This window comes from Candidatus Zixiibacteriota bacterium (assembly GCA_018820315.1).
Taxonomy (GTDB): Bacteria; Zixibacteria; MSB-5A5; order JAABVY01; family JAHJOQ01; genus JAHJOQ01.
In genome coordinates this window covers 20,430-44,542 of sequence record JAHJOQ010000103.1, presented here as the reverse complement: position 1 = coordinate 44,542, position 24,113 = coordinate 20,430, and the positions used below count along the sequence as shown (strand labels likewise).

General features: G+C 50.5%; 23 protein-coding genes. 7 read left to right on the top strand and 16 right to left on the bottom strand.

The features are described from left to right. Nucleotides 1–13: 13 nt before the first annotated feature. Nucleotides 14–400: a zf-TFIIB domain-containing protein gene (locus tag KKH67_10140; GenBank protein ID MBU1319536.1), complete on the bottom strand. Its 387-nt coding sequence runs from the start codon at nt 398–400 to the stop codon at nt 14–16. A gap of 321 nt (nt 401–721) precedes the next feature. Between KKH67_10140 and KKH67_10135 the strand changes: the two genes are divergently transcribed. Continuing rightward, complete coding sequence (locus KKH67_10135; protein ID MBU1319535.1) at nt 722–1,540, top strand: hypothetical protein; 819 nt, start codon at nt 722–724, stop codon at nt 1,538–1,540. A 6-nt stretch (nt 1,541–1,546) separates the two neighbouring features. Here KKH67_10135 and KKH67_10130 read toward each other — a convergent pair whose 3' ends face one another. The 7 genes from KKH67_10130 to KKH67_10100 all read right to left on the bottom strand — a co-directional run bounded on the left by KKH67_10130 (nt 1,547) and on the right by KKH67_10100 (nt 7,153). Further along, a complete protein-coding gene (locus tag KKH67_10130; protein MBU1319534.1) occupies nt 1,547–1,843 on the bottom strand; it encodes a 4Fe-4S binding protein in 297 nt (98 codons plus the stop codon). A gap of 13 nt (nt 1,844–1,856) precedes the next feature. Next, nucleotides 1,857–3,005: an acetyl-CoA synthase subunit gamma gene (locus KKH67_10125; GenBank protein MBU1319533.1), complete on the bottom strand. Its 1,149-nt coding sequence runs from the start codon at nt 3,003–3,005 to the stop codon at nt 1,857–1,859. Between the two features lie 12 nt (nt 3,006–3,017). After that, nucleotides 3,018–3,713 (bottom strand): hypothetical protein, encoded by a 696-nt coding sequence (locus KKH67_10120; protein MBU1319532.1) that lies wholly within the window; start codon nt 3,711–3,713, stop codon nt 3,018–3,020. A 16-nt stretch (nt 3,714–3,729) separates the two neighbouring features. Then, nucleotides 3,730–4,272 (bottom strand): hypothetical protein, encoded by a 543-nt coding sequence (locus KKH67_10115; GenBank protein ID MBU1319531.1) that lies wholly within the window; start codon nt 4,270–4,272, stop codon nt 3,730–3,732. Between the two features lie 33 nt (nt 4,273–4,305). Continuing rightward, nucleotides 4,306–4,653 (bottom strand): metalloregulator ArsR/SmtB family transcription factor, encoded by a 348-nt coding sequence (locus tag KKH67_10110; GenBank protein ID MBU1319530.1) that lies wholly within the window; start codon nt 4,651–4,653, stop codon nt 4,306–4,308. Between the two features lie 128 nt (nt 4,654–4,781). Beyond that, nucleotides 4,782–5,810, bottom strand: coding sequence for a cytochrome d ubiquinol oxidase subunit II (gene cydB, locus KKH67_10105; GenBank protein ID MBU1319529.1), 1,029 nt, complete (start codon nt 5,808–5,810; stop codon nt 4,782–4,784). Beyond that, on the bottom strand, nt 5,807–7,153 hold the full coding sequence (locus tag KKH67_10100) for a cytochrome ubiquinol oxidase subunit I (GenBank protein MBU1319528.1): 1,347 nt from the start codon (nt 7,151–7,153) through the stop codon (nt 5,807–5,809). Before KKH67_10100 ends, cydB begins: the two co-directional genes overlap by 4 nt. A 397-nt stretch (nt 7,154–7,550) precedes the next feature. Between KKH67_10100 and KKH67_10095 the strand changes: the two genes are divergently transcribed. The 4 genes from KKH67_10095 to KKH67_10080 are packed head-to-tail and all read left to right on the top strand — an operon-like array spanning nt 7,551 to nt 10,441. Beyond that, the gene (locus KKH67_10095) at nt 7,551–8,282 is read left to right on the top strand and encodes an SDR family oxidoreductase (GenBank protein ID MBU1319527.1); all 732 of its coding nucleotides are present in this window, start codon (nt 7,551–7,553) and stop codon (nt 8,280–8,282) included. Then, nucleotides 8,282–9,145, top strand: a complete 864-nt coding sequence (locus KKH67_10090) for a CDP-alcohol phosphatidyltransferase family protein (GenBank protein ID MBU1319526.1) — start codon at nt 8,282–8,284, stop codon at nt 9,143–9,145. Before KKH67_10095 ends, KKH67_10090 begins: the two co-directional genes overlap by 1 nt. 29 nt (nt 9,146–9,174) lie before the next feature. Next, nucleotides 9,175–9,582, top strand: coding sequence for a 6-carboxytetrahydropterin synthase (locus KKH67_10085; protein ID MBU1319525.1), 408 nt, complete (start codon nt 9,175–9,177; stop codon nt 9,580–9,582). A 31-nt stretch (nt 9,583–9,613) separates the two neighbouring features. Next, nucleotides 9,614–10,441: a GTP cyclohydrolase I FolE2 gene (locus KKH67_10080; protein MBU1319524.1), complete on the top strand. Its 828-nt coding sequence runs from the start codon at nt 9,614–9,616 to the stop codon at nt 10,439–10,441. Between the two features lie 164 nt (nt 10,442–10,605). Here the strand turns inward: KKH67_10080 and KKH67_10075 are convergent, their stop codons facing one another. Continuing rightward, the gene (locus tag KKH67_10075; protein MBU1319523.1) at nt 10,606–11,769 is read right to left on the bottom strand and encodes a DUF401 family protein; all 1,164 of its coding nucleotides are present in this window, start codon (nt 11,767–11,769) and stop codon (nt 10,606–10,608) included. 67 nt (nt 11,770–11,836) lie between these two features. After that, nucleotides 11,837–13,228, bottom strand: a complete 1,392-nt coding sequence (locus tag KKH67_10070; protein MBU1319522.1) for an MFS transporter — start codon at nt 13,226–13,228, stop codon at nt 11,837–11,839. A gap of 362 nt (nt 13,229–13,590) precedes the next feature. Here KKH67_10070 and KKH67_10065 point away from each other — a divergent pair, with 362 nt between their 5' ends. Continuing rightward, nucleotides 13,591–14,166 (top strand): DUF1579 domain-containing protein, encoded by a 576-nt coding sequence (locus KKH67_10065; GenBank protein ID MBU1319521.1) that lies wholly within the window; start codon nt 13,591–13,593, stop codon nt 14,164–14,166. A gap of 163 nt (nt 14,167–14,329) precedes the next feature. On the opposite strand, the gene KKH67_10060 is transcribed toward KKH67_10065, so the two are convergent. The 6 genes from KKH67_10060 to KKH67_10035 form a co-directional block, all read right to left on the bottom strand. Further along, entirely contained in the window at nt 14,330–15,220 is an 891-nt protein-coding gene (locus KKH67_10060; GenBank protein ID MBU1319520.1) for a DMT family transporter, read from the bottom strand. 320 nt (nt 15,221–15,540) lie between these two features. Beyond that, nucleotides 15,541–17,493 (bottom strand): DUF3857 domain-containing transglutaminase family protein, encoded by a 1,953-nt coding sequence (locus KKH67_10055; GenBank protein ID MBU1319519.1) that lies wholly within the window; start codon nt 17,491–17,493, stop codon nt 15,541–15,543. Nucleotides 17,494–17,533: 40 nt separating this feature from the next. Then, on the bottom strand, nt 17,534–19,525 hold the full coding sequence (locus KKH67_10050; protein ID MBU1319518.1) for a DUF3857 and transglutaminase domain-containing protein: 1,992 nt from the start codon (nt 19,523–19,525) through the stop codon (nt 17,534–17,536). A 312-nt stretch (nt 19,526–19,837) separates the two neighbouring features. Then, on the bottom strand, nt 19,838–20,938 hold the full coding sequence (locus KKH67_10045; protein MBU1319517.1) for a radical SAM protein: 1,101 nt from the start codon (nt 20,936–20,938) through the stop codon (nt 19,838–19,840). Nucleotides 20,939–20,966: 28 nt separating this feature from the next. Further along, a complete protein-coding gene (locus KKH67_10040; GenBank protein MBU1319516.1) occupies nt 20,967–21,425 on the bottom strand; it encodes a radical SAM-associated putative lipoprotein in 459 nt (152 codons plus the stop codon). A 191-nt stretch (nt 21,426–21,616) separates the two neighbouring features. Then, a complete protein-coding gene (locus tag KKH67_10035) occupies nt 21,617–22,183 on the bottom strand; it encodes a hypothetical protein (protein MBU1319515.1) in 567 nt (188 codons plus the stop codon). A 299-nt stretch (nt 22,184–22,482) separates the two neighbouring features. On the opposite strand from KKH67_10035, the gene KKH67_10030 reads away from it, so the two are divergent. Further along, on the top strand, nt 22,483–24,042 hold the full coding sequence (locus KKH67_10030; protein ID MBU1319514.1) for a hypothetical protein: 1,560 nt from the start codon (nt 22,483–22,485) through the stop codon (nt 24,040–24,042). Nucleotides 24,043–24,113: the final 71 nt, after the last annotated feature.

Genomic DNA, 24,113 nt, shown 5'->3' with positions numbered 1-24,113 from the left:
TATCTAATTTAGATCACTCACTTCTGAACATGTCTTCAAGCAGCTTCACAACCTTACCGCTCTTATCGCCACTGAACATTTCTAATACTTCTCTGAGCTCTCCTTTATCGAACCAGAGCCCATGATTCTGCGTGCAACGGTCGATTTCGATTTTTGTGTCGGTGCCGAACAGGGCGGCTTCCATGCGTTTGCCGCAGATAGGACACTTACGATCACTGCGCATCACCTCCGCCTCAGATACAGCTTGATCGAGCAGATTATTCACTTTGGAAGGATCATCGATCAGAAGATCGAGTTCACCGGAATCGAGCCAGATGCCGCCGCAATCAAGGCAATGGTCAATCTCGATCTCGTCGAGTTCAAGCACGATCATCGGTTCTTTGCACGCTACACAGTTCATTGATGCCTCTCAAAATGCTTATACACTCAAAATGATATCATTAGCACTATCATTTGTCAACAAACACCGTTTTATCGATTCGGGTCCATCTCAAACTATGAATTTACGCTTGATCTGACGAGAAAAAGTTCTACTTTGTTGCATGTTGGATGAATCATAGGCATCGCAGAATTCGTCATCGCGAGGAGTGAAGCGACGTGGCGATCTCGATCAGTGCGTGGCAGGAATCCTTTCCTGACAGCTGAGTGAATCGGGCAGGAAAGGATTCCCGCCCTCGCAAACAACGCGGTACGCCACCGCCGAATATCAGGAGCGAATCTCATGAAACGCCCATTAGTGTTCTGGATTCTCACAATTGTGATCACTCTCTCGTCTGCAGTGTATCAGCGACTGACAGGACCGACCCGTCCGGTTCGGGGGAGTGTTGAGGTTGGCCAGATTGACGTAAGGTACAAGCTCCTGCGCACTCACAACAGCACCGACGACGCGATCATGAGCATTACGGTCGCCGATCCGGGCATTTCCGGGGAGCTGCAATTTCGACGATATAAGAGTCATGACAATTGGTCGGCCGTGCCGCTCGGGCGGGATGGTGATGATCTCGTGGTTGTTATTCCTCAACAGCCGCCGGCAGGGAAAGTCGTATATCAGGTTAGTCTGATCGATGGAGACGGCACAAGGTACCCGCTGACCGATGAGCCTGTCATCATTCGATTCAAGGGTCCGGTACCGCTGTATGTACTGATGTTGCATGTGGCATTCATGTTTTCTGCGATACTTCTGTCGACAAGAACGGGGTTAGAGGCAGTCGCAGGGGGCAAGAGATGCTACTCGTTCACATTCGCCACAGTAGTACTCCTATTCATCGGCGGGCTGATCCTGGGGCCGATTGTCCAGAAGTATGCATTTGGCGCATATTGGACCGGCTGGCCGTTCGGTCATGACCTGACCGACACGAAGACCGCGTTTGCGATGCTGTTTTGGGTAGTCGCACTGTGGCGGTCGCGGAGTGTTGGCAAAGGGAGAGTCTGGATTGTAATTGCCGCGGTGGTCACGCTGGCCATCTATATCATTCCGCACAGCGCATTCGGCTCAGAGTTGGATTACACGAAGATTGATCAGGTGAAAAGCGCAGTATAGCGGTAATCAGCAGCAGGAAGTGTCTCCTCCGCAGTCGCAGGTCGATTCGGTCCCTCGCAGTTTTCCGATGATGATCCCGTATGCGCATCCAACGCCCGCCCGGACTGTCAGTGCCTCTTCAGGGCAGTTGCCAGCGCACGCACCGCATTCCATGCATGCGTTGCGATCCATAAGACGCGCCTTTTTCTTCTCGACGGCGATCACGGCGTGAGGGCAGACGAAAACGCACATACCGCAACCGGTGCATTTGTCGACATCGAGTTCGAGTGTAGTGACATCGGGTAAGTATTGTAATCCGAACAAAGCATGACCTCCGTTACACGAACAAGCCTGCAGTCCAGAGCCCTACACCCGCAACTGCGACAATGATCTGACTAGGTACAGCAATCCGCATTTCCCTGAGAACTCCCGACAGGGACGTATAAGTTGAACTACCCGTAAAATTCATCGCCATAAAACTCGTGACCGCCGTCATCACGCAGAACCATCCGGCGGCGCTGAACCAGCTCCGCAGCAGATCGGGATTACCAAGATAGATCCATCCGAGCAAGGCCGACATCGCAATACCGATCCAGACACCTTTAACAGAGAATGATTTTCCGGGGAGATACGGCAGAAGCAACGGCGGCAGTATCGCCCCCGCGACCGCGGTCAGAACACAAAGCACGACACTCACCAATCCAAACGACACAACGCGGTCAAGAGAGTATATACCGGGACCGAGTCCGGAAAGTAGCAACATGCATGCGGCCACAATAAGGAGATACTTCTCAGTCTGTCGCAGCTCGATCGGTGCGAGCACAATGCGGCCGCGAAGAGGAAATCTGATTCGCCTCATTTCCGGCGTGGCCTTAAAACCGGCTTCAAGATATGCCGGGATATCCGATGCGCGCACCGGACCATATATTACGTGAAATCCGCTCTTGTTCTTCACTTCGTGCGCACGCACTCCGGGTGCGCCAAGCTGCGGGAGGATCAGTCGACGGTGCAACACAACCTCGCTAAGTCGCACCGCCGCAATTCGCCTTACGATTTCATCCGTCCCGAAAGTACCTTTGCCAGCAGCGCACCAGACATTGATTCCCTTGGTGTCGATCACCATGATCCACGCATCGATATTCTTAAGCTCGGACCTGACTCGATCAAAACTCATTTTGTAGTTCGCAGAAACAAATACGTGTGACTTCTCAGTCGGCTTTCCGATAGCGTACAGACCTGGAGCAACAACATAGCTCATCCGGCCGATCCCCCAGCGCGCTTTCCATGATCCGATTCGATCCGATGACTGCAGACTAGTGCTGACGACCGGGACTTCGCCAATTGCAGTCTGTACTCTCCCTACAATCCATGCATGATCCAGAGACGGTACAAAAGTATCGATGCCTGCTGTCAGATCAGCCAGGTTTGAATCTGGCTGGCAGCAGGCTGTGCCTGGAACGGATTCGCTTCGCTTTGAATCATCCATTGGCCATTATCCTCATACAGTTGCAAGCAACCAAAACCCTACGCCTATAAGTACAATTCCCGCAACAATGCGAATCGGCTTGATCGCCCTCTGAACCACTGTGGTCACTCTCCCCATTCCGACGCCAAGCATCAGCAATGCAAGCGGCAGGCTGTATCCTATGGCGAATGAAGTCAGAATCGCTGCGCCCCATGCGCTCTGGCCTCGCAGGGCTGCCATGCCTAATACGACCGGAAGCAGCGGTCCGCTGCATCCGAGTGTACATGTAATGCTTGCTGCTCCGACAGCAAATCCGAACAGAGTAGCGCCAACGGGGCCGGGTGCTTTGTACTTGTCTGACAGGTTGATCGATGGCAGACGAAACGGCAACAGGTTCAGAGTTGCCAAGCCGAAAATTATGGCCGCAAATCCTGTAGCCATCGTTCCGTATCTGCCTACTCCTGCATTCGCAAACTTGCCGAAATAGCCAACAATGAGCCCGAGAATGGCGAGTGATACGACAGTGCCGAATAAGAAGCTGACGGACGTGAAGATCGCGTCGCGGCGACGGAACGAATCATCACGGCTTCCTGCATATCCCGCAATCGCAGCAATTATCCCGAGATTGCAGCAGGAACTGAATGCCGTCAGAAGACCCAGCAGAATGCTTGCCGGAAGGATTGCCATTCCGAATTCGCTCGACTCAAATATCTGTCTAACCCATTCCATAAGTGCTCTATCCCTGTTATTTCGGCCCCGAAGATGGACAGCACGAAACTGCTGACGCCTGCTCATAGGCTCTCATCAGTTCCGTCTCTGAATATGTTCCACGTGTAACGACAACACTGTTTGACTTCGCGAGTGCGATTACTACGGGATATTCAGCCACCTTAAAAAGGTTGGTAGCTTCCGCAAAACCGGGATTGTCCGGATGTAAAATCAACGTCCTCGTGCGAAGCTTCTTCGATTCTATCTTGATGGAGGCCGAGACGACAGATTCTGAAAGTTCTTCCGGAAGGCTCTGGTCAGAACCCAGTAGAACAACAAATGCGAAATCATATCCGGAGAGTTTCTCGTTCCAAGCTTCGACCGACAAGATGTTCCCGCAGGGTGTAGAACATCCGCCGTCAGTTCCGCGCGTAAGCATCGAATATGCGGCGACAGTTACTGCTGCGAGAATAACGACGACGAAGGCTATTGTCTTCCAAGGGCTGTTTCGGGATGTCCGTGGCGTGCAACAATTGGGGCCGTTGCAGTTTGCATCATCACCGCAGTTGATCTGTGTCATTATTCCCTCTCGTGCAATTATAAGAGTTTCGGATCAATCTGGTATCATGAGAGCTTCGCGAGACGATCCACACAGAAATCGCCGCAGATCCTTTAGCGTATCTTTGTCCACCCAGCAGCGGATCGACTGACCGCTTCTCTCCATTCTGATCAAGCCAGCCATGTGCAGCTCCTTAATGTGATGGGAAACGGTAGATGGCGAGATTTGCAGGTCAGCGCCAAGTTCACCAACACAAGCGCTCACCTCGTCTTCAGTGCAGGAATGTTGCTCTGAGTCACAGCAGGATGCCAGTTGAGAGAATATATTGAGACGGTTTGGATTGGAAAGAGCCTTGAAAAGCCTTGCGAAACGCTCAATATCATCATTTCGATTATTCGACATATATCGAATATATGAATTGGGGGAGATTTGTCAACACTTGTATCCTTGTTAGTCCTCATGTTTGAATTGGACAAATCATTCTGGTGAACACGCCTCTGAGTGTCAATCCCCAAGCTGGATTTGCAGACCTAATAACTCGTCTCGGTGATTTTGACTTTTCCCCGGAAGATCCAGTAGATGCTGACCGTGTAGGCAATAACAAGCGGCATACCCATCAGGGCCATTATCAGCATGATCTTGAGAGTCTTGGCGGAGGATGCTGCATTGTAAATGTTCAGGCTATTGGCGCCATCCGGGCTAGAGAGAATCAGGTTCGGAAACAGACCGAGACCGAACAATGCCAGCAGAGCAGCCATCGAAGCGCACGACGACAGAAACGCACGAAAATCTCTGCCATGATGTATTTCGCGAGGGATATTCGCTATCGCAAGTGCATTCAGAATAGGCAGAATGAACCAGACGGGAAAATTCCTCATATGCGCCAGCATGTGCGGAAGATAGATCAGAGTAGCTATGGTCGTTAGTGCATAGCATATAATGAACACTATGATCGTGCGATTCACCCATCCGCGAATCTTCGCATGCAGATCACCCTCTGTTTTCATCACGGCATAGATTGCGCCATGCATCATGAAAAGCGCGACGGTAGTGACGCCGACGAGAACCGCGTATGGATTCAGAAGGTCCCAGAATGATCCGATGTACTCATGTCCTACATCGAGAGAAATCCCCCAGGCAATATTGCCGAGTGCGACACCGATAAGCAGACCAGACATGATGCTGCTGACGCTGAAACTGATGTCCCAGAACTGCCGCCACCATTTCATCGGCTGCTTGCTTCGGAAATCGATAGCTACCGCGCGAAAGATCAATCCGAACAGAAGCAGCATCATTGCAACATAGAATCCTGAAAACGATGTTGCGTAGACTTCAGGGAACGCCGCGAATAATGCACCGCCACCGGTGACCAGCCAGACCTCGTTGCCGTCCCACACGGGGCCGATTGAATTTATCATAATGCGGCGCTCAGTGTCTGTTTTGGTGAAGAGATGCAGCGCGCCGACGCCGAGATCGAAACCATCAAGGATGGCATAGCCGGTGAAAAGAACACCCACCAGCATAAACCAGATAGTATTGAGATCGAGGCTGAAGTTCATGCCAGGTGCCTCCCATCGTTCCCATCAACTGTCTCTGGGCCGTGCTGGATTTTCTCATTTAGAAGATAGAAGAATAGCGCGAACAGTAACATATAGATCAAAGAAAACATCACGAGAGACAGAGTAACCTGGCCGGAACCGACGCTCTTCGAGAGCCCCTCCGATGTTCGCAGGAGACCGTAGACAATCCACGGCTGCCTCCCGACTTCGGCTGTGAACCATCCAAGCTGATTAGCCAACTGCGGAAGGAACACCGAGAAGACGAACACCCAGAGCAGCCACTTTCGTCTGAAGAGGCTCCCGCTCCAGAGCCAGATCGCACCGAGAAGTGCGATAAGTATCAGCAGCATCCCAATCGAGACCATCACGTGATAACTCTGGAAAACAAGGTTAACCGGCGGCCTGTCTTCCGGCGGAAACGCTTTCAATCCGGTAACAGGTTCATCGGCGTCGCCATTTACCAGAAAACTCAGCAGCCCCGGAATTGCTATGCCGCTGACAGTCTCATTATCGTCATCGACCCAACCGAACAGATATGCCCCGGCTGGTGCACTTGCCGGATAGTGCCCCTCGAATGCAGCCAGTTTCGCGGGCTGAGTTTCGGAGACTGTGATGGCGCTTGAATGCCCGGTAACAAGTTGCATCACCGATGCGAATAGCGCTACGACTACCGCAATCTTGATCGAGGCCTTGGCAAATTCAGTGTGCTTCTTCTTCAATAGATAGAATGCACTTACACTGAGGACAAAGAACGCCCCCGCCTGCCATGCACCCATGTAGACGTGGCTAACCCTGTCAAGAAATGACGGATTGAAGACTACCTGCCAGAAGTCGACAATCTCCGCTCGCATTGAATCGCCGGAATTCACAATGTGGTGACCTGCCGGAGTCTGCTGCCATGAATTCGCGACAACAATCCAGATCGCGGACATGTGCGCTCCCAATGCTACCAGGAGTGTCGAAATGAAATGTGTCCTCGGCTTAACCTTGTCCCAGCCGAAAAGGAGTATCGCGAGGAATCCGGATTCCAGGAAAAACGCGAATATGCCCTCGGCAGCCAATGCGCTCCCGAATACATCACCGACATAGCGTGAATAGGAGGCCCAGTTCATGCCGAATTGGAACTCCATCACGATTCCGGTGGCAACGCCGAGAGCGAATATCAGGCCAAATATTTTGACCCAGAAGCGGGTCATCTGCTCGTAGAGTGGTTTGCCGGTCTTGAGAGCAATCCCCTCCATGATGACAAGGATCACGCCGAGGCCGATACTCAGCGGGGGGAATATGTAGTGGAATGCGATTGTGATGCCAAACTGCAGTCTCGATAAGAACTCAAGATCCATAAAATAACACCCATCCGATCCACACTTCAGAGCTTGTTGAAGAGCCCTTGAAACCGTTATTGCGAGCGCAGCGTGGCAATCTCCACCTTTCCCGATAGCATGATTGACATCGAGATTGCCACGTCGCTTCGCTCCTCGCGATGACGACTTCCGACAACTCCGCCACTTGCTAACACGCTCGTCAGAGCAAGCTACACTTGCGGTCAATTCTTACGATATTGCATGCGAATCGTCAAGAATAAAACCAACGGGAAAATGCAATACTTGAATACTCCTATTCTAGCCAGAAATATCAACCAAAGTACTTGTCAACTCGCGGTAATGACCATAACTTGACAGAGTTGTGAGCGCATCAGCCCTTGGTGTGACAGCACTATAAGAAAGGACTCAGGAAGATATGATTGCAGGTAAATTAGCCGGAAAAACGGCTCTAATCACAGGAGCCGGGAGAGGCATCGGGAAGGCGACCGCGGTACTCTTCGCCGATCAAGGAGCGAGTGTAGTCATTATATCCCGCACCAAGAGTGAACTCGAAGCGACAGCGGTTCTCTGTGCTGAGAGGGGTAATAACGAGCTCGCAATGATGGTGGATGTATCAAAAGTGAGTGAGGTCGATCTACTATTCGAGAATATCGCAGAGCAGTTTCCACGAGTTGACATCCTGATAAACAATGCGGCACTATTCGACTCCGGCCTTATGGCAGAGTATCCAATAGACAGGCTGGAGACCATGCTGCGGACGAATCTTCTGGCACCGTGTTACCTCGCACAGAAGATGATCGCTTCGGTTGACCCGGCGATTGGTGGCACCATTGTCAACGTCTCATCATATTCCGGATGTGTCGGTGTCGAGAAATTCCCGGGATTTGGAGCGTACAACATCACGAAATATGCTCTCTGGGGATTGACCGAAATTCTCGCTCTCGAGAACAAACATCATAATATTCGCGTAAATCAGGTTTCGCTGTCCGGAGTCGACACAAAGATGTTCCGCGAGGCAGTCCCACCGGGTACCGAGGCCGAACTCTCAGCGGATGAAGTTGCAGAAAAGATTCTCTATCTTGCATCTGAGGACTCTGCTCCACTGACCGGACAGAACATCCTGCTACCGGGACCTGGGCAGATGTAATGATCGATTGGGAGAAAGCAGAGAAGCTTCCGCCCGAACACAGATACCTGAACATCTCGAGTCTCTGGATATTCTACTACAGGTCAGTCGTCAAGATCCTCTACAAACTGCGGGTTCCACATGAAGTTGTGACAATCTTCTCGATAGCATGCGGTGTCGTTGCGGCGATTCTGTTTTACGATTCAAGATACATTCTCGCGGCAATCGCGTTGCATTTCAAAGACATCTTCGATGCGTGCGACGGCTCTCTCGCCCGATTGACCGGACGCGGACATTTGATCGGGCGGTACCTTGACTCAGTTGGAGATTTTTTCTCACTCGCTCTCGTGATAATAGCAATTGTGTTCTCAGCGAGTCGGTCCGGATCTGATGCATACATGCTTTGGGGAGTCGCCACGATATTGTCGGTGTTTATCCAGTGTTCATTTTTCAACTACTATCAGCTTGCTTATCTGGAGATCCACGGAGTCGACAGGCTGCTGTCTCGAAGAAACGAGACCACACGCGACGATTTGAATGGTACGGCACGGAGTGTGGCGGGAAAACTACTGGTGTCATTCCTGCGCTTCTGCTATCTCATCATCTATAGCTGGCAGGATCGCCTGGTAGCTGCAATCGACAAGTCGATGCTGAAGGGCTCCGGAGCATCAGAACGCAATTGGTATGGAGACAGGCTACTCATGGTTCCTCAATCGGCGTTATGCTTTGGCACGCATATATTTGTGATTATCGTCTTTTCAATTGTGAACAAACCTGAGTATTCGCTCATCTTCATTTCGACGGTTATGAACATTTTCCTCGTTTCCCTGTTGCTAATTCGCAGATATAGGTTTAGACTGAAGGGTTCGCGAATTCGAATCTGAAACAGATAGAGTATTCTGAGGATCGCAAATTGAACGTGACAGTAACGAGACGGGTGACATTTTCTGCCGGGCACCGGCTGCATAATCCGAAGTTCGACGAACAGAAGAATCGTGAGATATTCGGAGCCTGCGCAAACGCAAGCGGGCATGGTCACAATTATCGTCTTGAAGTGCAGGTGACCGGCCCCGTAAATGCAGAAACCGGAATGGTTGTCAATCTGAAGGAGATAAAGCAGATCATAGAAGAAGAGGTTATTTCGAAGGTCGACCACAAGAATCTCAATACAGATGTTGATTTCATGAGGAATGTCATTCCGACCACGGAGAATCTCGCAGTGAAGATATTCGAGATACTTGATAGTCGGATCGGCAAGGGGTTGCTCTCACGCGTCGTTCTTTGGGAATCGGAGAACAACCGCGCAGAAGTATGCAGATAGACTGGAGGAAGAATTGAAAGATATACAGAACATGCCGGATGAACGCAACATCCATATAGACAAGGTCGGCATCAAAGACCTCAGACTGCCGGTCGTGGTGCAGGATCGCGCACACGGTACTCAGCATACTGTGGCAGATGTGAACTTCTATGTCGATCTGCCGCATCAATTCAAGGGTACTCACATGAGCAGGTTTGTCGAGATTCTCAACGACTATCGCGAATCGTTCGAGATATCCCGCATGGATGAAATACTTGCGACTGCACGCACGAATCTTAACGCTGTCAAAGCGCATCTGGAACTGACTTTTCCCTATTTCATCGAGAAGAAGGCGCCCGTGTCGAAAGCACCCGGAATGATAGACTATTTTTGCACCATCTCAGCCGCCGGAAACGGGAATCGCAAGGTCTCGATCACATTGACAGTCAGAGTTCCTGTGACATCGCTCTGCCCATGCTCGAAAGAGATTTCCGATTACGGCGCTCACAATCAGCGATCGATCGTTACCGTTTCCGTTATGACATCGAAATTTATCTGGCTTGAGGAACTAATCGATGTCGTTGAAGAGCAAGCATCATGCGAGGTGTATTCTCTATTGAAGCGCGAAGATGAGAAGTTTGTTACTGAGAAAGCGTACAACAATCCTGTCTTTGTAGAAGATATCGTTCGCGGAATTACCGACGTGCTTTCGAAAGACTCCCGCATCGACTGGTTCAGTGTGGAGTCGGACAACATCGAGTCGATCCACAATCACAATGCCTACGCGTCGATTGCGCGCAATCTGAAGGCTGAACGCGAAGAGACGCAGAAGCTCGCGGGAAGCAGCGTTCGAGACGAAGATGTAGTAGCACGAAAATAACCACTTACTTCCTGCGCTGTCAGGAACCCCTTCCTGACAGCTGAATAAATCGTGCAGGAAAGGATTCCTGACAGCGCGAAACAATACGTCGAATAATAGCCCTTGACAACGCGCTCTCAGAGATGACGATTCTCGGGGTTGCTCAACAAGCCCTTAAATCCAGTTTACATCACGAGAATGGACAAGAATATTACGATGCCCATCACAATCGCAGTCGGCACGGCAAGCCTGTTGATCATTCTCTTGATCGGGACGTGGAAATATTCGCATGTCACAACAAGACAGGGATGAACCGGCGAAATAATGTATCCGAAGAATATCGCAACATAGATGAGCGCGAACAAGATGGGGGTAATGCCGCCGGTCGCGGCAAGATACACCGGATAGACTATCGATCCCGGAAGTTGGACTCTGCCTGTCAGCAATCCCAGCACGAAGCCAGCCACTATCGCCAGCGTGAGCGGGGGAAGCGAAATCCCGGCAATCAGATTGCTCGCATCGGATTCCTGAAAAACATACAGATAGAGAAACATACCGACAAGGATCAACGAAAAATTCCACGGTTTCATTTTGGCTGCAATGTGCTTCAGATCAAGTCGCCGTCTGCTCAGAGCAATCGAAAGAACCAGCCCGGTAACAACGCCGATCAATGTTGCTAAGCTGCCGATCGAAAGGATTCTTTTGAGACTGAAATCGAGAATTGGTGCACTCAGAATGACAATGAGCGGAATCGAGAGCTCTTTCCACGAGAAGATGTCATCGTGCTTCAGTTTGCCGTGCACTTTCCTCAGGTAGAACACATATCCGATCAGCGCCGCCAATAGAGCACCCGGAATCAGATAGATCACGGTGACATAGAGATCGAGATCGCATATTTTGGCAGAGGCAATCAGCGCCGGACTGAGCGGATACATCATGATGAATAGATGGCGGAACCAGTTGTTGATTGCCGCCTTGAGATCGTCAGCGACTCCCTCGCCCGCCTTCTCGATAATCGGCGCAGACAGTAGCGCTCCGCCCGGCATCGGCAGAAGTCCCATCAGCGCAGCCGAAAAGGGCAGCATGTATCTCTTGCTGATTCTGACATTGCTGACAAGACTGTCGATCTGTCCGCTCTCTTTCATCGTTCCGCCAATCATCGGGATCACTCCCATCGCGAGGGCGAGCAGCATGATGGAGGAGTCGGTAATTGTATAGAAGATGCGATCAAGAAGCGAATCTAACGACAGAGTGAAGAGTCCGAGTATGATTGCTCCCGATATGAGAGCCAGCGCGAGGTTTTTCCGGGATATTACCAGAATAGCTGCGAGCGAGACAATGAAACCCATCCAGACCATTCAGACATATACATAGGACAACCGCTGTTGTCAAGCTAACTTGAAGCATCTTCCGGCTTCACTCCTCATGCCGTTTCGGCGACCACGACAGCAACTGTCGTCCGACAGAGAGTCTCTTGAGCATGGCGTATCCCATAAACTGCATCATGATCGGGACGCTCTTCTCTTTAGCCTCATGGAACGTTGTGATCAGACCGGCTGAGATCAATCGAAGCACGGCTGAGACGACAAAAATGATGTGATAATTGACAATGGTCTGCGGACCTGCTTTCCAGGCAATGCCGCTCCATGACTCGGTAAGAATGCCACCAATGGTCGACGCCGCGAAGAACGCAAGCCCGGTTGCGACGTTGAACAGAGCGAGGTAAGAAGAGCGGTTTTGTTTCGGACTATTCGCTAAGGGGATGTTGAATGCGGCGAGATTGAAACCTGTCCAGAGCGCTCCTGTATAGAGGGCCTCGAATGCCAGTATTATCAGGAAACCGCGCCGAGGAAAGAGCCAGACGAGCGGGATAAACGCAATCCCGAATGCGCAGAAGGCCGCCACAGGTTTTGAGCCGAATCTATCAATCAGCGCTCCCCACGGCCTGTTAAGAAGAATGGCAGCCACAACCGCAGCGACCGAATAGAGTGAGATAAGCGTGAAACTCATCCCCAGGTTGGAAAGCATGTGCGGAGCGAAAAAGGGTGCCGAGATGCCGATAGAGAAATTCCATGCGAAAAACACGAACAGAAGCCGTCGGAATGAACGATTCTTCAGCGGCTCCAGCATACCGGGCCATGAAAAAAGACTCGGTGGATCGCCACGATGTGGATCAGGAATCTTCCGCAGTATCACAAGGGCAACGCCTGCAAACAGGCAGGAGAGTGCGATGATTATGGCGAAACCGAGGCTTTCATGATTATGTGAGCGTGCAAGATCGAGTATCACACCACCGGCAAGGGCGGTTATCGCTGTCGAGATCGCCAATGCGGTGTTCCTCATTCCGAAATATCTGCCCCGTAACCTATCCGGAACGATATCAGCTATCCAGGCCATCCACGAAGGAGTGACCGCCATAATGCAAACATTCGAAAGCAGGACAACGAGCAGCATCGCCTCGAGTCGCCACTCGAAATCCGCCAGCAGAATGAACGGAACAATCCACCAGATTTGTCTACCGATTGCGGACAACGCAACAACCGCTCTCTTGCGACCCTTGAACAGGCTGGCAATATATGTGGATGAAAGCTGCGACAGATGAGACAGAAATGGGATAGCTGCGAGTATTCCTATCTGAAAATCATTGGCGCCGAGCAGAAGCGCCAACCCTGTGATGAATGCACCGCCAGTATAGGTTATGAAAACGTTAGCGAATGCTCCCTCAATGGTGCAGTATCGAAGCCACTTCTGATGGGCATCACGATGATTGCCTTTGTTGGAATTATCGTGTGTAATTTGCGGAGCCATCCCGGGTGTATCCTCTGAAGTTTCCGTAGTGTCGGTGTGCATCCTCGTGCATAGGCAGCATTCGCCTCAGCGTCAGATCCTTCGAGACTCAGGAGGCCTGTCCTCATCTGCCCCTGCCTCACTATGAGCGAAATATGATTGGCATAGACATGGCGAGCAAGGAAAAAGCATCTATCTTCCAATGCAACCGTTGCACACATTGAGCAATCTCTATCTGCAATAAGACGTCGCTCTAAGTACTGCAATAACAAAAACTTAGCATCGCCTGGGCTAAATAGTCGTTGACTTTTCGGACCTGTATTTACATTTTTGAATAGCTTCGAAGCAATTGACCACACAAAACTGATAATTCGGAGGAAGAAATGAGGAGAATCAATCTACTGTTTCTGTCGATGATGGCGCTCTGCCTCATGTTCGCGGTTGCCGTCGCGCAAGAGGGCGAGATGAGTGGCGAGCAGGAAATGCCGCCGATGGGACCGCCTGATGAGATGAAAGAACTGGCGCATCTGGAAGGGACATGGGATGTGGCTATGTCCTCGAAGTGGGACCCGACAGACACGGTGTGGATCGACGAGACGGCCACAGCGGTTTTCAGGTATGCCTGCAATGGTGCGGCGATGATGGAAGAGTTCACCAGCCAGATGATGGGCATGCCTTTCACCGGAATGATGCTGCAGTGTTTCGATCGCGAAACCGGCATGTGGCAGACTGTCTGGACCGACGACACGGGCGCGCGGATATCCTATTATACCGGCAAAACGATAGACGGTAAGACTGTCGTGGAAGGCGAAGACATCTACCAGGGCCAGTCGATGATTACACGCATCACCACATTTGACGAGACCGATACGAGTTTCAAGTGGATGATGGAGACTTCGATGGATGACGGCGCGACATTTTTCAAAGTCTCAGAAGCTACATACACCAAGCGCAAATAGTCGATCTCATAGTTGCTGATATTTGGGGTTCTTGCGCGGGCAGGAACCCCTTTTGCCCGATAGACAGAGCTGTCAGGAAAGGATTCCTGACAGCGCGGAGGTATAAGATCGCCACGTCGCTTCGCTCCTCGCGATGACGGCCTTTGTGTTACACGAGACTTCTTCAACAGTCCCTTTCAACGGAATGCCGCTGCCTCCTCTGCGCCCAGTAAACACCGGCGAGAACGAGGATGCCTCCGACAGCAGTGTATATTCCGAATGATTCATTGAGCAGCGGAACCGCTAAGCAGGTTGTGGCGATCGGTTCGAGATAGAGGAATGTGCCCGATTTATAGGCGCCGATTGTCGATATGCCCTCTTGCCAAAACCAGTGGGCTAACGCCAGCGCTATTACTCCGAGAAACAACAAGGCAACCAGCGGTTTCGCCGGCACCGCAACAATCCTGTTCCAGTCGGATGTGAACGCCATATAGATCAGTGTCACGAACAATGCCGGTACCATCAGCACAAATGTCACAATCAGCGGCGGACGTGCGCGCGAAATATCTCGAGTGATGACGGTGTAGATAGCCCAGGTGTGCGCGGAGGCGAGTATCAGCCAATCGCCGTAGCTTGACAGCCAGCCACCAATACTCGAGATATCACCTCTTGATATGAGCAAAACAATCCCGATTGTGGCGACGGCTATTCCGAAGATCTCCCTGCGACCGATTTTCTCCTTCAGGAAGATGCAGGACAATACTACGAGCACCAGCGGGATTATGGCGATTATCCAACCGGTGTTGGTCGCGGAGGTGTATTTCAAACCGGTGACTTGCAGGAGGAAATGAACGGTGAGAATTGCCGAACCCGCAAGCATTCGTAATCTCAACGGTTTATCGAATTTGAAACTGATTCCCTTGACGAGAATAATGATGAGTAGAATGGGCAAACCGACAAGCAGCCTGAGTCCGAGCAATTCCACAGGTGTCAGATAATCGAGGCATATCTTGGCCGCGACGAATGACCAGCCCCAGATTGTTACAGTGAAGAGAAGCAATAGACGAGTCAGCATGTTTTCCCTGCAGCACAGGCTAAGGTCGGGCAGATGCGGACAGGCCTCCTGAGTCCCGAAGGATCTGCCGCGCCCAAATTCCGCTCGCTCTAATCTCAAGTGAGAACATAATCGAGCCAATCGAATTGACAAAGAGAAATCGTTTCTCGGTTGGATTGGCTGGAGCGATGGCAACGCTGGCATAAAACACGCGGCCGGGAACCTCTTCCTGCACGCATTCAAAAAAGAACCGTCAGGAACGGATTCCTAACGGCGCAATAACACGCGGGCAGGAATCCCTTCCTGCCCGCTCTCACAAATTGTCAACGATGACTGTCGATCTACTTCTTCTCGAGAAGAATCAAACTGTTTTTCGGTTTGCTGAAATTGTCGAATGATTCCTTGAACAACATATACTCATCGGCGTCCATTTCGATATCTACCAGCGTAGCCTCCGAAACATAGTGAATCGCATTGCTCTGCTCATCGACAGTATATTCGGTAGACCACTTGCCGAATTCATTCTCTACGCCGAATGGCTCCGGAGTATAGACCGTCTTGTATCCTTCAGGCAGATAGATCGAACCTTCGGTCCTGACTTTCATCTGGCAGTCCAGAACATAGTCATAGAATCGCATCGCCTCCCCGGTGGCAACCGGTGCAATGGCGAAGTCATACGGAATCGCTGGCGGATGGAAGATCATCATATCCCCCTCGACAACGCCGAGCTCAGGAGTGGAAAATGTCTGCACCACACTCACCGGTTCGAGAAGATTGTCAAGATCGGTAGTCTTGAATTCCACACTCCGGCTCCCCTCGCCGACTGCATTCACGGTAGATTGAAAATACTGATCGACTTTCGTAGGCGTCTCGTCTTTTAAACGCGAACGAGCTTGCCAATCGAAGTACCCCTCCAGTTGGCAGGCTACGTTGCCATCGACATCGCCATTCGATCTGAGATGCAGTTCGATATTGCTGTGGGCTATATTGTCCTCAGCCTTGGTATCTTTCATGGCAACAATTTCTGAACCATCTCTTCTGACCATCAGAACTTTCGAACCCTGACCGAACGGAAAGTAGCCGAAATAGCAATGATCTGCGAATGGATTGATCCACAGTGGCTGTCCATTATAACTCGGGACGTACACGTAAATCGAATTGAACTGCTTGAGAGACGGCTGATCTTCAGCCAGGACCGCTGAATTTCTTTGAACAAAGACTGGGTAGCTTTCGATACCGGCAGATTCGAGAAGCGACACGAGGAGTACCGCCTTGTCGCGCCAATCACCATATTTATTGGTCAGAACGTCCTCCGCATCGTTTGGCTCATAGCCGGCAATGCCGAGCGGCAGTGACGATTCACCGATGTCGCGAATATCGTTGATAACGTACAAAGCCAGCGCACTGATCTTCTCGTCAGGCGCGGAGAGCTTTGTTGTCAGCTCTTTTGCCTTCTTCTCGATCTTCCCACCTTTCTCCACATGGGAGAAAAACTTCTCCGACACCCAGTTGCCTACCTGCTCCCAACTGGTTGCACTGGTATAGATCAAGCGGGGCGCGATTTTGGAATAGTCGGGCATGAACGGTTCAGGGATGATCTGAGGAGAGTTATCCTCGTACCATCTGTGCGTTACAAACCCATCGGCCTCTGATGTCTCGTAGCCGATGCCTTCATTCTGGACTTTGTAGGTAATAGGCTTCTCCGAAGGAGCCGTCAGAGACATCTCCTTGTGCAGTATTGGTTCCTCGCCCTGAAACTCCCCTGTACCCCAGATGAAGATCTCTTCATCCTCCTCGGGAGCTTTGGAAAATCGCCTCAGTTTCAATTCGATCGTAACACCGGGAGCGATTCCGGAAAAAGAGACGACCTTCTGCATTATATTCGAATAGACTGTGGCATTCGCGAGAAATGCCGGCGTTATGTCGTTGATCGCCTTCGGATCGACTTCGATGACCGTACCATCGGCAAGATGAGTCACTGCCATGATGACCACAAGGCTGTCGGACTCACTGTCATAGCGACGTTTGACATCACCGAACGTGTTCTTTCCTCGATCCTGAAGAATCTTTACGACGAGATGTTCGTCCGCAACCGCGCTGTAGTCCTTTTCGAAACGGACTGTGGTCTGCTGCAACAGAATTGCTGCACCTGCCTGCGGGAACATTTCCGGACCAGGCGCATTAGCAATCATCTCAGCGACATCTTCGACAGTATACTCTTTTGAATACAAGACTCCAGCTGTCATCACAGCTATGAACGCCGCCAACCAAATCATCAAAACCGCTTTTCTCATATCAAAACTCCTTCAAAACGTCTGCGCTCAGCTATTCCAACTAACCCTCATTCTCTTTGACCATGATAATATCTCCGCGGGAAGACTTCGACCTCGCCTGCAATACTTCCTTGAGCTTTTTGTATTCCTCAGGCGACATCTTCTTGGATTTCAACAATAGTTGCTTGCGGTAGGTCACCTGGGTGCCACCCTGATCGAGATCAGCCGGGAGGTCCGATGTGTATGTCATCCTGTATTCGATTGGACCGAAGTCTTTCACGACAGCATCTGGTACCGCTTTGAGCTTGTATCCCGCTGGAAGTGTTATGGTCTCCTCCTCAGTCGCACCAAACGTGAAGCCGAGATTCCATGGGTACTTTCTCTCAGGCAGAGAAGCGGACGAAAAGACCGACCTTGAAATCAGTTCGAATACTCCGAGTGAGATCGGCGCCTTCACCAGCATGAACGCATTAGCTTCAAGCCGATAATCCGGAATCTGGTAGCTGAAGTTCAATTGCAGCGGCGTTGTCAGGTCCTCCGGGTCGCTGGTGCTGAAATTAGTCAGCATTGTACCGGGATAGATATCCTGGATGAGGTAGCCGAAGATCATCTGAAGCTGGGCTGACGGAATTCTCTTGAGGAAGCCGCGCATCGCCATATCATAGAATCCATCCATGACAAAAGTAACATCCGATGTAAACAACCCCGATTCAGAGAGCTTGGAAGTCGCCTGAATTGTACCCATATTCTCTTCAGGAGGAGAGTAGGGTGTATCGGCGAGACCCGACCCGGTGGCATTGCATCGCAGCACCTGTTGTTCCGCCTCCAAAGAGGGGAGCCAGTCGACTGAGTTTTCCACTGTCGGGTCGGCGTAGGTGTAAGTGCCATCGTCATTCCTGATAGCTACAATCGCGTGATTAAAGCCTATATATGGCAGATCGTAGAAGACTTCGCTACCCATACTGGTCAGCACGATATCACAATCGACATCTGCCTCGCGCAGCATTGCCACCATCAGTGCGGCAACATCGCGGCAAACTCCGTACTTGGTCTCGTATGTTTCGACTACCGGTTTCGGTTCGAAACCTTTCTTCTTTCCTGTGCCGAGTCCCATATAGCGCACTTTTTGAGCTACGAAATGATAGATAGCATCGACCCTCTCGTCACGAGTTGTCGCATCCGCTGTGAGCACGGCGACTTCGGCTCGAAGCGCGTCGTTCATCGCGAGTTTCGACTCGGCAATCTCGTTCCACCAGCGACTTATGTCCTCCCACGAGTCGATTGTAGTAAATATCACTGTTGGGGCGATCTCCGTGAACGACGGCATCGCCGGCTCGGTGACAATCTTAGGCATGTTTTCGACCGACCAGACGTATTCTATCTTGTCACCCTTCTCTGTTTTCTTGAAATCGACTTCGCCATTCTTCACGATATACTTCAGTGGCTTGCTTGCGGGACCTATTACAGTCATCACCTTCTTAAGGATAGGAACAGTCTGCTGGAAAATGTCACCGCCATCGAATTGGCCTTCCATCGGAGCGTGAAAGAGGCTATCGAGGTAATGGATCTCGATGCAATCGCCGATCTCAAGGTTCTTGAATGCTATTACTTTGTCTTTCGCATCGGGATCGTAGATATTCATAAATTCGAGAGGTGCAGCCGAGATGTCTTTGATTTCATCCTCAGCGACATCCACGACGCTGCCATCCTGCTTGATCACGCGGGCGGTGGCGACGCGGACATCATCATATACTTTGTAGTAAAACAGATGCTCCTCTCCATAACGATCAATACCCGCTTCGGTCAGGATCTTTCTGAGTTCATAAACCCACGTCAGACCCGTGCCATCCCCGTTGAATTCGATGTCAGCCTCGGATAGAATGATAAGAGCATCCGCATCCGGATACTCCTCCAATCCTCCCGCTTTGTTGATCAGCTTCATCGTCTCGTCAGGCACAGTCGATGCCTGAACGCTTAGTGACAGTATCAGCATTGCCGCAAAGAGCGCGATCACTGAGATAGGCTGTCTCCTCAGCATGATTTTGGTCGCCATGCAAAAACTCCTTCCCACATCGAGTTCATAATTAAGCTTGATATTTCTGACGTTGCGAATAGCCTTACTAATTTCTCTAATGTCGGACGTAGCGTATCATTCAATTCGATCAGATTCCCTTTCGGATGTTTCACACTTTGCTAACTGAGAATATACACCCTAAGTTGCAGAATATTCATACGGTAAGAAGGTAACTGCGGTGCTCCGCCAATTCAAGTCCTAAATCAGCGGTCATGTTACCTGTTCGTGATGAGGTGAGGTGTGTTGTGCATGCGAGCGGATATCGACGTTATAACCTAAAGGGAGATAAGATCATTGCGCTGTTCGATTGACACTGCGGGGGGCTTCATTCAGCAATTTGTAGTGACATACCCTGGTCTTCTTATTCTCAATATCCCACAGGTGAAAGCTGTTTCCCCGGCAAAGACTCCACTCAGAACATTCCCTGCATTGCCCCGTTTTCATCCAGGATCTGTCTCTGAAGACAGCAAATCCGTTTTCCCATACATCAATAAACGAATCTCTACCGATATTACCCTGCCCGAATCTACGGTCGATATTGGGGCAGGCAAGTATATCCCCATTGAGCATTACTCCTGCTACGCTGATACCGGCCTGACAGAAACTGCACTGATCTCTCACCCCTTTTTCGACTTCTGTACCGAGATAGCCTGATTCTGAGTACGTGACTCCGATTTCATTTCGAGTTCTGTAGTCTGCGATCTTTCCAAGGAGATGTCTGAACTCGCCGGCATCGAGGAACAGCTCGGAATGATCAAGCGCACGACCGATCGGAGAGATGGTGAACAACCTCCATTGCTTGACTCCCAGATCTTTGATTAATTGATATGTCTCATCAATCGCTCCCAGGTTTCTCTTGTTGATACACGTCACAACATCCATCGCTTGATAGAACGGATCATCAACAAGCATCTTGATCGTATTGACAGCTCTCTCAAAGGAGTTACTCCGACCTCTAAGCCAGTTGTGCTCAGGTGCGAGACCGTCGAGGCTAACAGTTATAGAATGCATCCGGGAGGTCTTGGCGGCACTGATAGCGTCCTTAGTCCATGCATATCCATTCGTCACCATTCCCCACGGAAACTCCATGTCGACAATCTTCCGTCCGAGATCGAAGACTCCCGGATAGCAGACCGGTTCTCCGCCCGATAGTACGACTGAGATTTCGTGAGGATTGTATTTCAACTTTATTTCTCTCAGAACCCGTAGCACATCATCAGCGGGCAGATCAGGCACGTTCGTTTCTCGTACACAGTCGCTTCCACAGTGCAGACACGATAGATTGCACCTGTGAGTAAGTTCAAAGAAGATATAGCGCAGATCATGCAGATTCGCGGTTGCATTTCTATATGCGGATAGCAATTTCTGATTCACAAATGAACCGATGCTCACCATGGTCCTCCTTGCGGCGATCGGCCAGCTATTCTTCTTCAGTCAGTTCAATTCTGACGTCGTGTTGTTCAAAGGTCCCCTTATCCCAGGTGCCGGATGCCGGCTTTGTCTGGGTCAGACTCAGATCAATTTGTTTTTCCTCGAATGTCCCCCCGTTTTCATCACCGTCAACATCCTGCGCTGAAACATCACACTCGGAACTTCCATCGGCCCCACAAGGATAGATTTGCTTCGTGATTGACCAGTCGCCATTTTCGTCGGAAAAAGTCATGCTGCTGGAATCGTAATCTGAAGCATCCGAGGGGAATTTAACCCTGATTCCTTCGACCGGTTCTTCGGTTTCGGCATTCACAACCGTACCGTCCAGCACGTACTTTGCGTAAGGCATGCCGTATTCCGGTTGCGGTCCCGGTCCGTTTCCGTTATCGCACGATATACCGGTCAGTCCCAGAATAAGGCCGATCATTCTGCAATATAGTCGTTTCATAGCAAGCATTCCTTTCGATACCAAGAACAGTTCCTAGCCCACCTCAGTGAATCATCGCGTGCTGGCGCATGCGACAAAAACATACAACTGAATGATAGACGTTTCAATGCTAATTTTGTCGAGTCCTTCATGCTCAATCAAACTGTGTGCTTCTTCCCATAGAACAGATTGGGGCTCCTGATGGCTGCAAATCAATTTGTAACGTTATCCCCCTCAAGTTTCTTCCTCGTCCAGTACTTCTCCAGATACTTGTCGAATGACATCATCGCGGGAGAGAGTTCGAATATCTCGGTGAAATGATCGTTGTCGTTGAATATGAATGTAGTGCGCGCCACCCAACCATTCGGCACATTCTCGATTCGCTCGGTTGTGAACGTCATCGTCTTGCGATCGGCAGACATACTATCAAGCACATAGTAATAGACAAACCCCTGTTCCTGGAACTGCCGGAAGATCACTTTCTCGCGGTACTTGTCCCAACTGAAAAAACTCCAGTCTTCTTTGCCCTCACCGAGCGAGTCCTTCTCGGAGCCCATCCTGGATACATTTCGCACGTATAGAAATCTTTGATCAAGGACCGGACTATAGCTGCGAACGCCTGTGCCGGTGTCGGACTTCCCGTACTCGACACCTTCCCACTGCCCGATGAGAAACTGCAGTGCTTTCCATTCGGGAGAATTATCTTTCGATTGTGCATGAGTTCTCGAGCTGATCGAAATTGTTATCAGAACCAGAAGCAACGCAGTTCGTCGAAGCATGTTTATCCTCCAATTGTATCGTCTGCACTTTTACAAACTACATCACAAGGCGGTTCAGTGCAATAATATTTGTGGATTCAGCATTACAGAGTTAGTCTAACATTTGATCGGAATGTCAAGGATTGAAGATAGTATGTTTTCCAAGAGTGAGTTATTAGGTTTTCTTGTTGACTGCCATCAGCAAAATACCTTAGATCATATTAATCAAAGTCTGTGCCGCAAGCAATAGTTGGAATATCTCAAGCTTCATTTATATGATGTACAAGATAAAATAGCAGGGAAATAGGTAGGGAGGTAAGATGTCAAATCAAATTAGAATCAGTGTGCTGTGCGCCTTTGTCCTTCTTGCTCTGTCTTCATTCGCAGGCCAAAATCTTCGAGCACAGACTTTGGAGGAAAATCCAGGCTGTGTCGATTGCCATCGTATAAACTCGCCCGCACTGGTTATGGAATGGGAAAATTCACTTCATGCGGAGAATGATATTGGCTGCATCGACTGCCATCAGGCCGAGAAGGGCGATATTGACGGGTGGCTTCATGAAGGCGAATACGTGACTGCACTGGTAACTCCACGTGACTGCTCCAACTGCCACGATCAGGAGTATGAAGAGTTCAGAAGAAGTCATCATGCGAGGGCCGGCGAGATTCTAGCGAGTCTCGATAATGTTCTGGCTGAGAAAGTCGCGGGGACTCCCGAAAACAAGGCGGATGCGATCAACGGCTGCTGGCAGTGTCATGGCAGTGTGATCAAATTTGAAAGGGACGATAACGGTAAAATCATCACTGTGGGCAGAGAATCGAAACCGAAAGTCGACCCGTCAACATGGCCAAATAGCGGTATGGGCAGGCTTAATCCTGACGGTTCGGCTGGGTCGTGCCATGCGTGCCACTCTCGCCACTCTTTCCAGGCAAAGCTAGCCCGCTCCCCCGAAAATTGCGGCAAATGTCACATGGGTCCGGACCATCCACAGATTGAAATCTACAACGAATCCAAGCATGGTATCGCTTTCTACGCAAACAGGGATAGGATGAACCTCGATAAGGATGGTGAGTGGGTTCTTGGCAGAGACTACTCGGCCGCTCCGACTTGTGCCACCTGCCACATAAGCAGCTATATGACGCCGAAAGGTGTTCACGTTGGCAATACGCATGACGTCGGTGAGAGGATTAGCTGGACGTTGCGCCCGGTGGTTAGTGCAAGACTCAACATGGTTGTCTATGATGACGGCTTCAAGGAAGACTATCCACATACTCGAAAACTGCCCGCCGTCGGCTCTGAAGTCAATACCGTTGAGATAATTGTCGAGAATGAGCAACTTATCAGCCAGAATGTACCTCGAAAGATCGATAAGATCGTTACATGGGAGGAGCGCCGTCAGTCAATGAAAGGCGTATGTCTGAACTGCCACAGCGACACATACGTAGACAATTTCTATGTTCAGTTTGATGGTCTTGTCGACCTCTACAACGATAAGTTCGCCATACCGGCTGCAAGAATTATGGATGATCTCAAGGCCGACGGTGTGCTGAAACCTGATGCGCCATTTGAGCATGAAGTCCAGTGGGTGTTCTGGGAATTGTGGCATCATGAAGGACGGCGGGCACGCCACGGTGCTAGCATGATGGGGCCCGACTATACACACTGGCACGGCATGTACGAGGTGTCAAAGCACTTCTATGTCGAGTTCCTTCCGGCTGTGATTGAGGCCGCCGCGCAGAGCAGCCCTGAGCTGGGGACTAAGTATGAGCAGATGGTCGAGGAAATGATGACTCAGGAAGAGCATCTGTGGATGAAGGGGTTATCACCAGAAGAAGCCGAAACACTGCGCAAAGCGTACAAAGACCGCTACAATCAGTGATCGGTTCTTTGTGGTTGGTGTATCCTTCGGAAGCTCTGGACCCGCGTCCTCGTGCACCAACAAAACGTGTA

What these genes read in the sequence shown, in the direction of transcription:
- KKH67_10030 (MBU1319514.1), top strand. Translation starts at nt 22,483, where the DNA reads ATGTCAAATCAAATTAGAATCAGTGTGCTGTGCGCCTTTGTCCTTCTT.
- KKH67_10055 (MBU1319519.1), bottom strand. Translation starts at nt 17,493, where the DNA reads ATGAGAAAAGCGGTTTTGATGATTTGGTTGGCGGCGTTCATAGCTGTG.
- KKH67_10115 (MBU1319531.1), bottom strand. Translation starts at nt 4,272, where the DNA reads ATGACACAGATCAACTGCGGTGATGATGCAAACTGCAACGGCCCCAAT.
- KKH67_10070 (MBU1319522.1), bottom strand. Translation starts at nt 13,228, where the DNA reads ATGGCTCCGCAAATTACACACGATAATTCCAACAAAGGCAATCATCGT.
- cydB (MBU1319529.1), bottom strand. Translation starts at nt 5,810, where the DNA reads ATGAACTTCAGCCTCGATCTCAATACTATCTGGTTTATGCTGGTGGGT.
- KKH67_10140 (MBU1319536.1), bottom strand. Translation starts at nt 400, where the DNA reads ATGAACTGTGTAGCGTGCAAAGAACCGATGATCGTGCTTGAACTCGAC.
- KKH67_10050 (MBU1319518.1), bottom strand. Translation starts at nt 19,525, where the DNA reads ATGGCGACCAAAATCATGCTGAGGAGACAGCCTATCTCAGTGATCGCG.
- KKH67_10080 (MBU1319524.1), top strand. Translation starts at nt 9,614, where the DNA reads ATGCCGGATGAACGCAACATCCATATAGACAAGGTCGGCATCAAAGAC.
- KKH67_10035 (MBU1319515.1), bottom strand. Translation starts at nt 22,183, where the DNA reads ATGCTTCGACGAACTGCGTTGCTTCTGGTTCTGATAACAATTTCGATC.
- KKH67_10090 (MBU1319526.1), top strand. Translation starts at nt 8,282, where the DNA reads ATGATCGATTGGGAGAAAGCAGAGAAGCTTCCGCCCGAACACAGATAC.
- KKH67_10095 (MBU1319527.1), top strand. Translation starts at nt 7,551, where the DNA reads ATGATTGCAGGTAAATTAGCCGGAAAAACGGCTCTAATCACAGGAGCC.
- KKH67_10120 (MBU1319532.1), bottom strand. Translation starts at nt 3,713, where the DNA reads ATGGAATGGGTTAGACAGATATTTGAGTCGAGCGAATTCGGAATGGCA.
- KKH67_10135 (MBU1319535.1), top strand. Translation starts at nt 722, where the DNA reads ATGAAACGCCCATTAGTGTTCTGGATTCTCACAATTGTGATCACTCTC.
- KKH67_10100 (MBU1319528.1), bottom strand. Translation starts at nt 7,153, where the DNA reads ATGGATCTTGAGTTCTTATCGAGACTGCAGTTTGGCATCACAATCGCA.
- KKH67_10075 (MBU1319523.1), bottom strand. Translation starts at nt 11,769, where the DNA reads ATGGGTTTCATTGTCTCGCTCGCAGCTATTCTGGTAATATCCCGGAAA.
- KKH67_10060 (MBU1319520.1), bottom strand. Translation starts at nt 15,220, where the DNA reads ATGCTGACTCGTCTATTGCTTCTCTTCACTGTAACAATCTGGGGCTGG.
- KKH67_10065 (MBU1319521.1), top strand. Translation starts at nt 13,591, where the DNA reads ATGAGGAGAATCAATCTACTGTTTCTGTCGATGATGGCGCTCTGCCTC.
- KKH67_10125 (MBU1319533.1), bottom strand. Translation starts at nt 3,005, where the DNA reads ATGGATGATTCAAAGCGAAGCGAATCCGTTCCAGGCACAGCCTGCTGC.
- KKH67_10110 (MBU1319530.1), bottom strand. Translation starts at nt 4,653, where the DNA reads ATGTCGAATAATCGAAATGATGATATTGAGCGTTTCGCAAGGCTTTTC.
- KKH67_10040 (MBU1319516.1), bottom strand. Translation starts at nt 21,425, where the DNA reads ATGAAACGACTATATTGCAGAATGATCGGCCTTATTCTGGGACTGACC.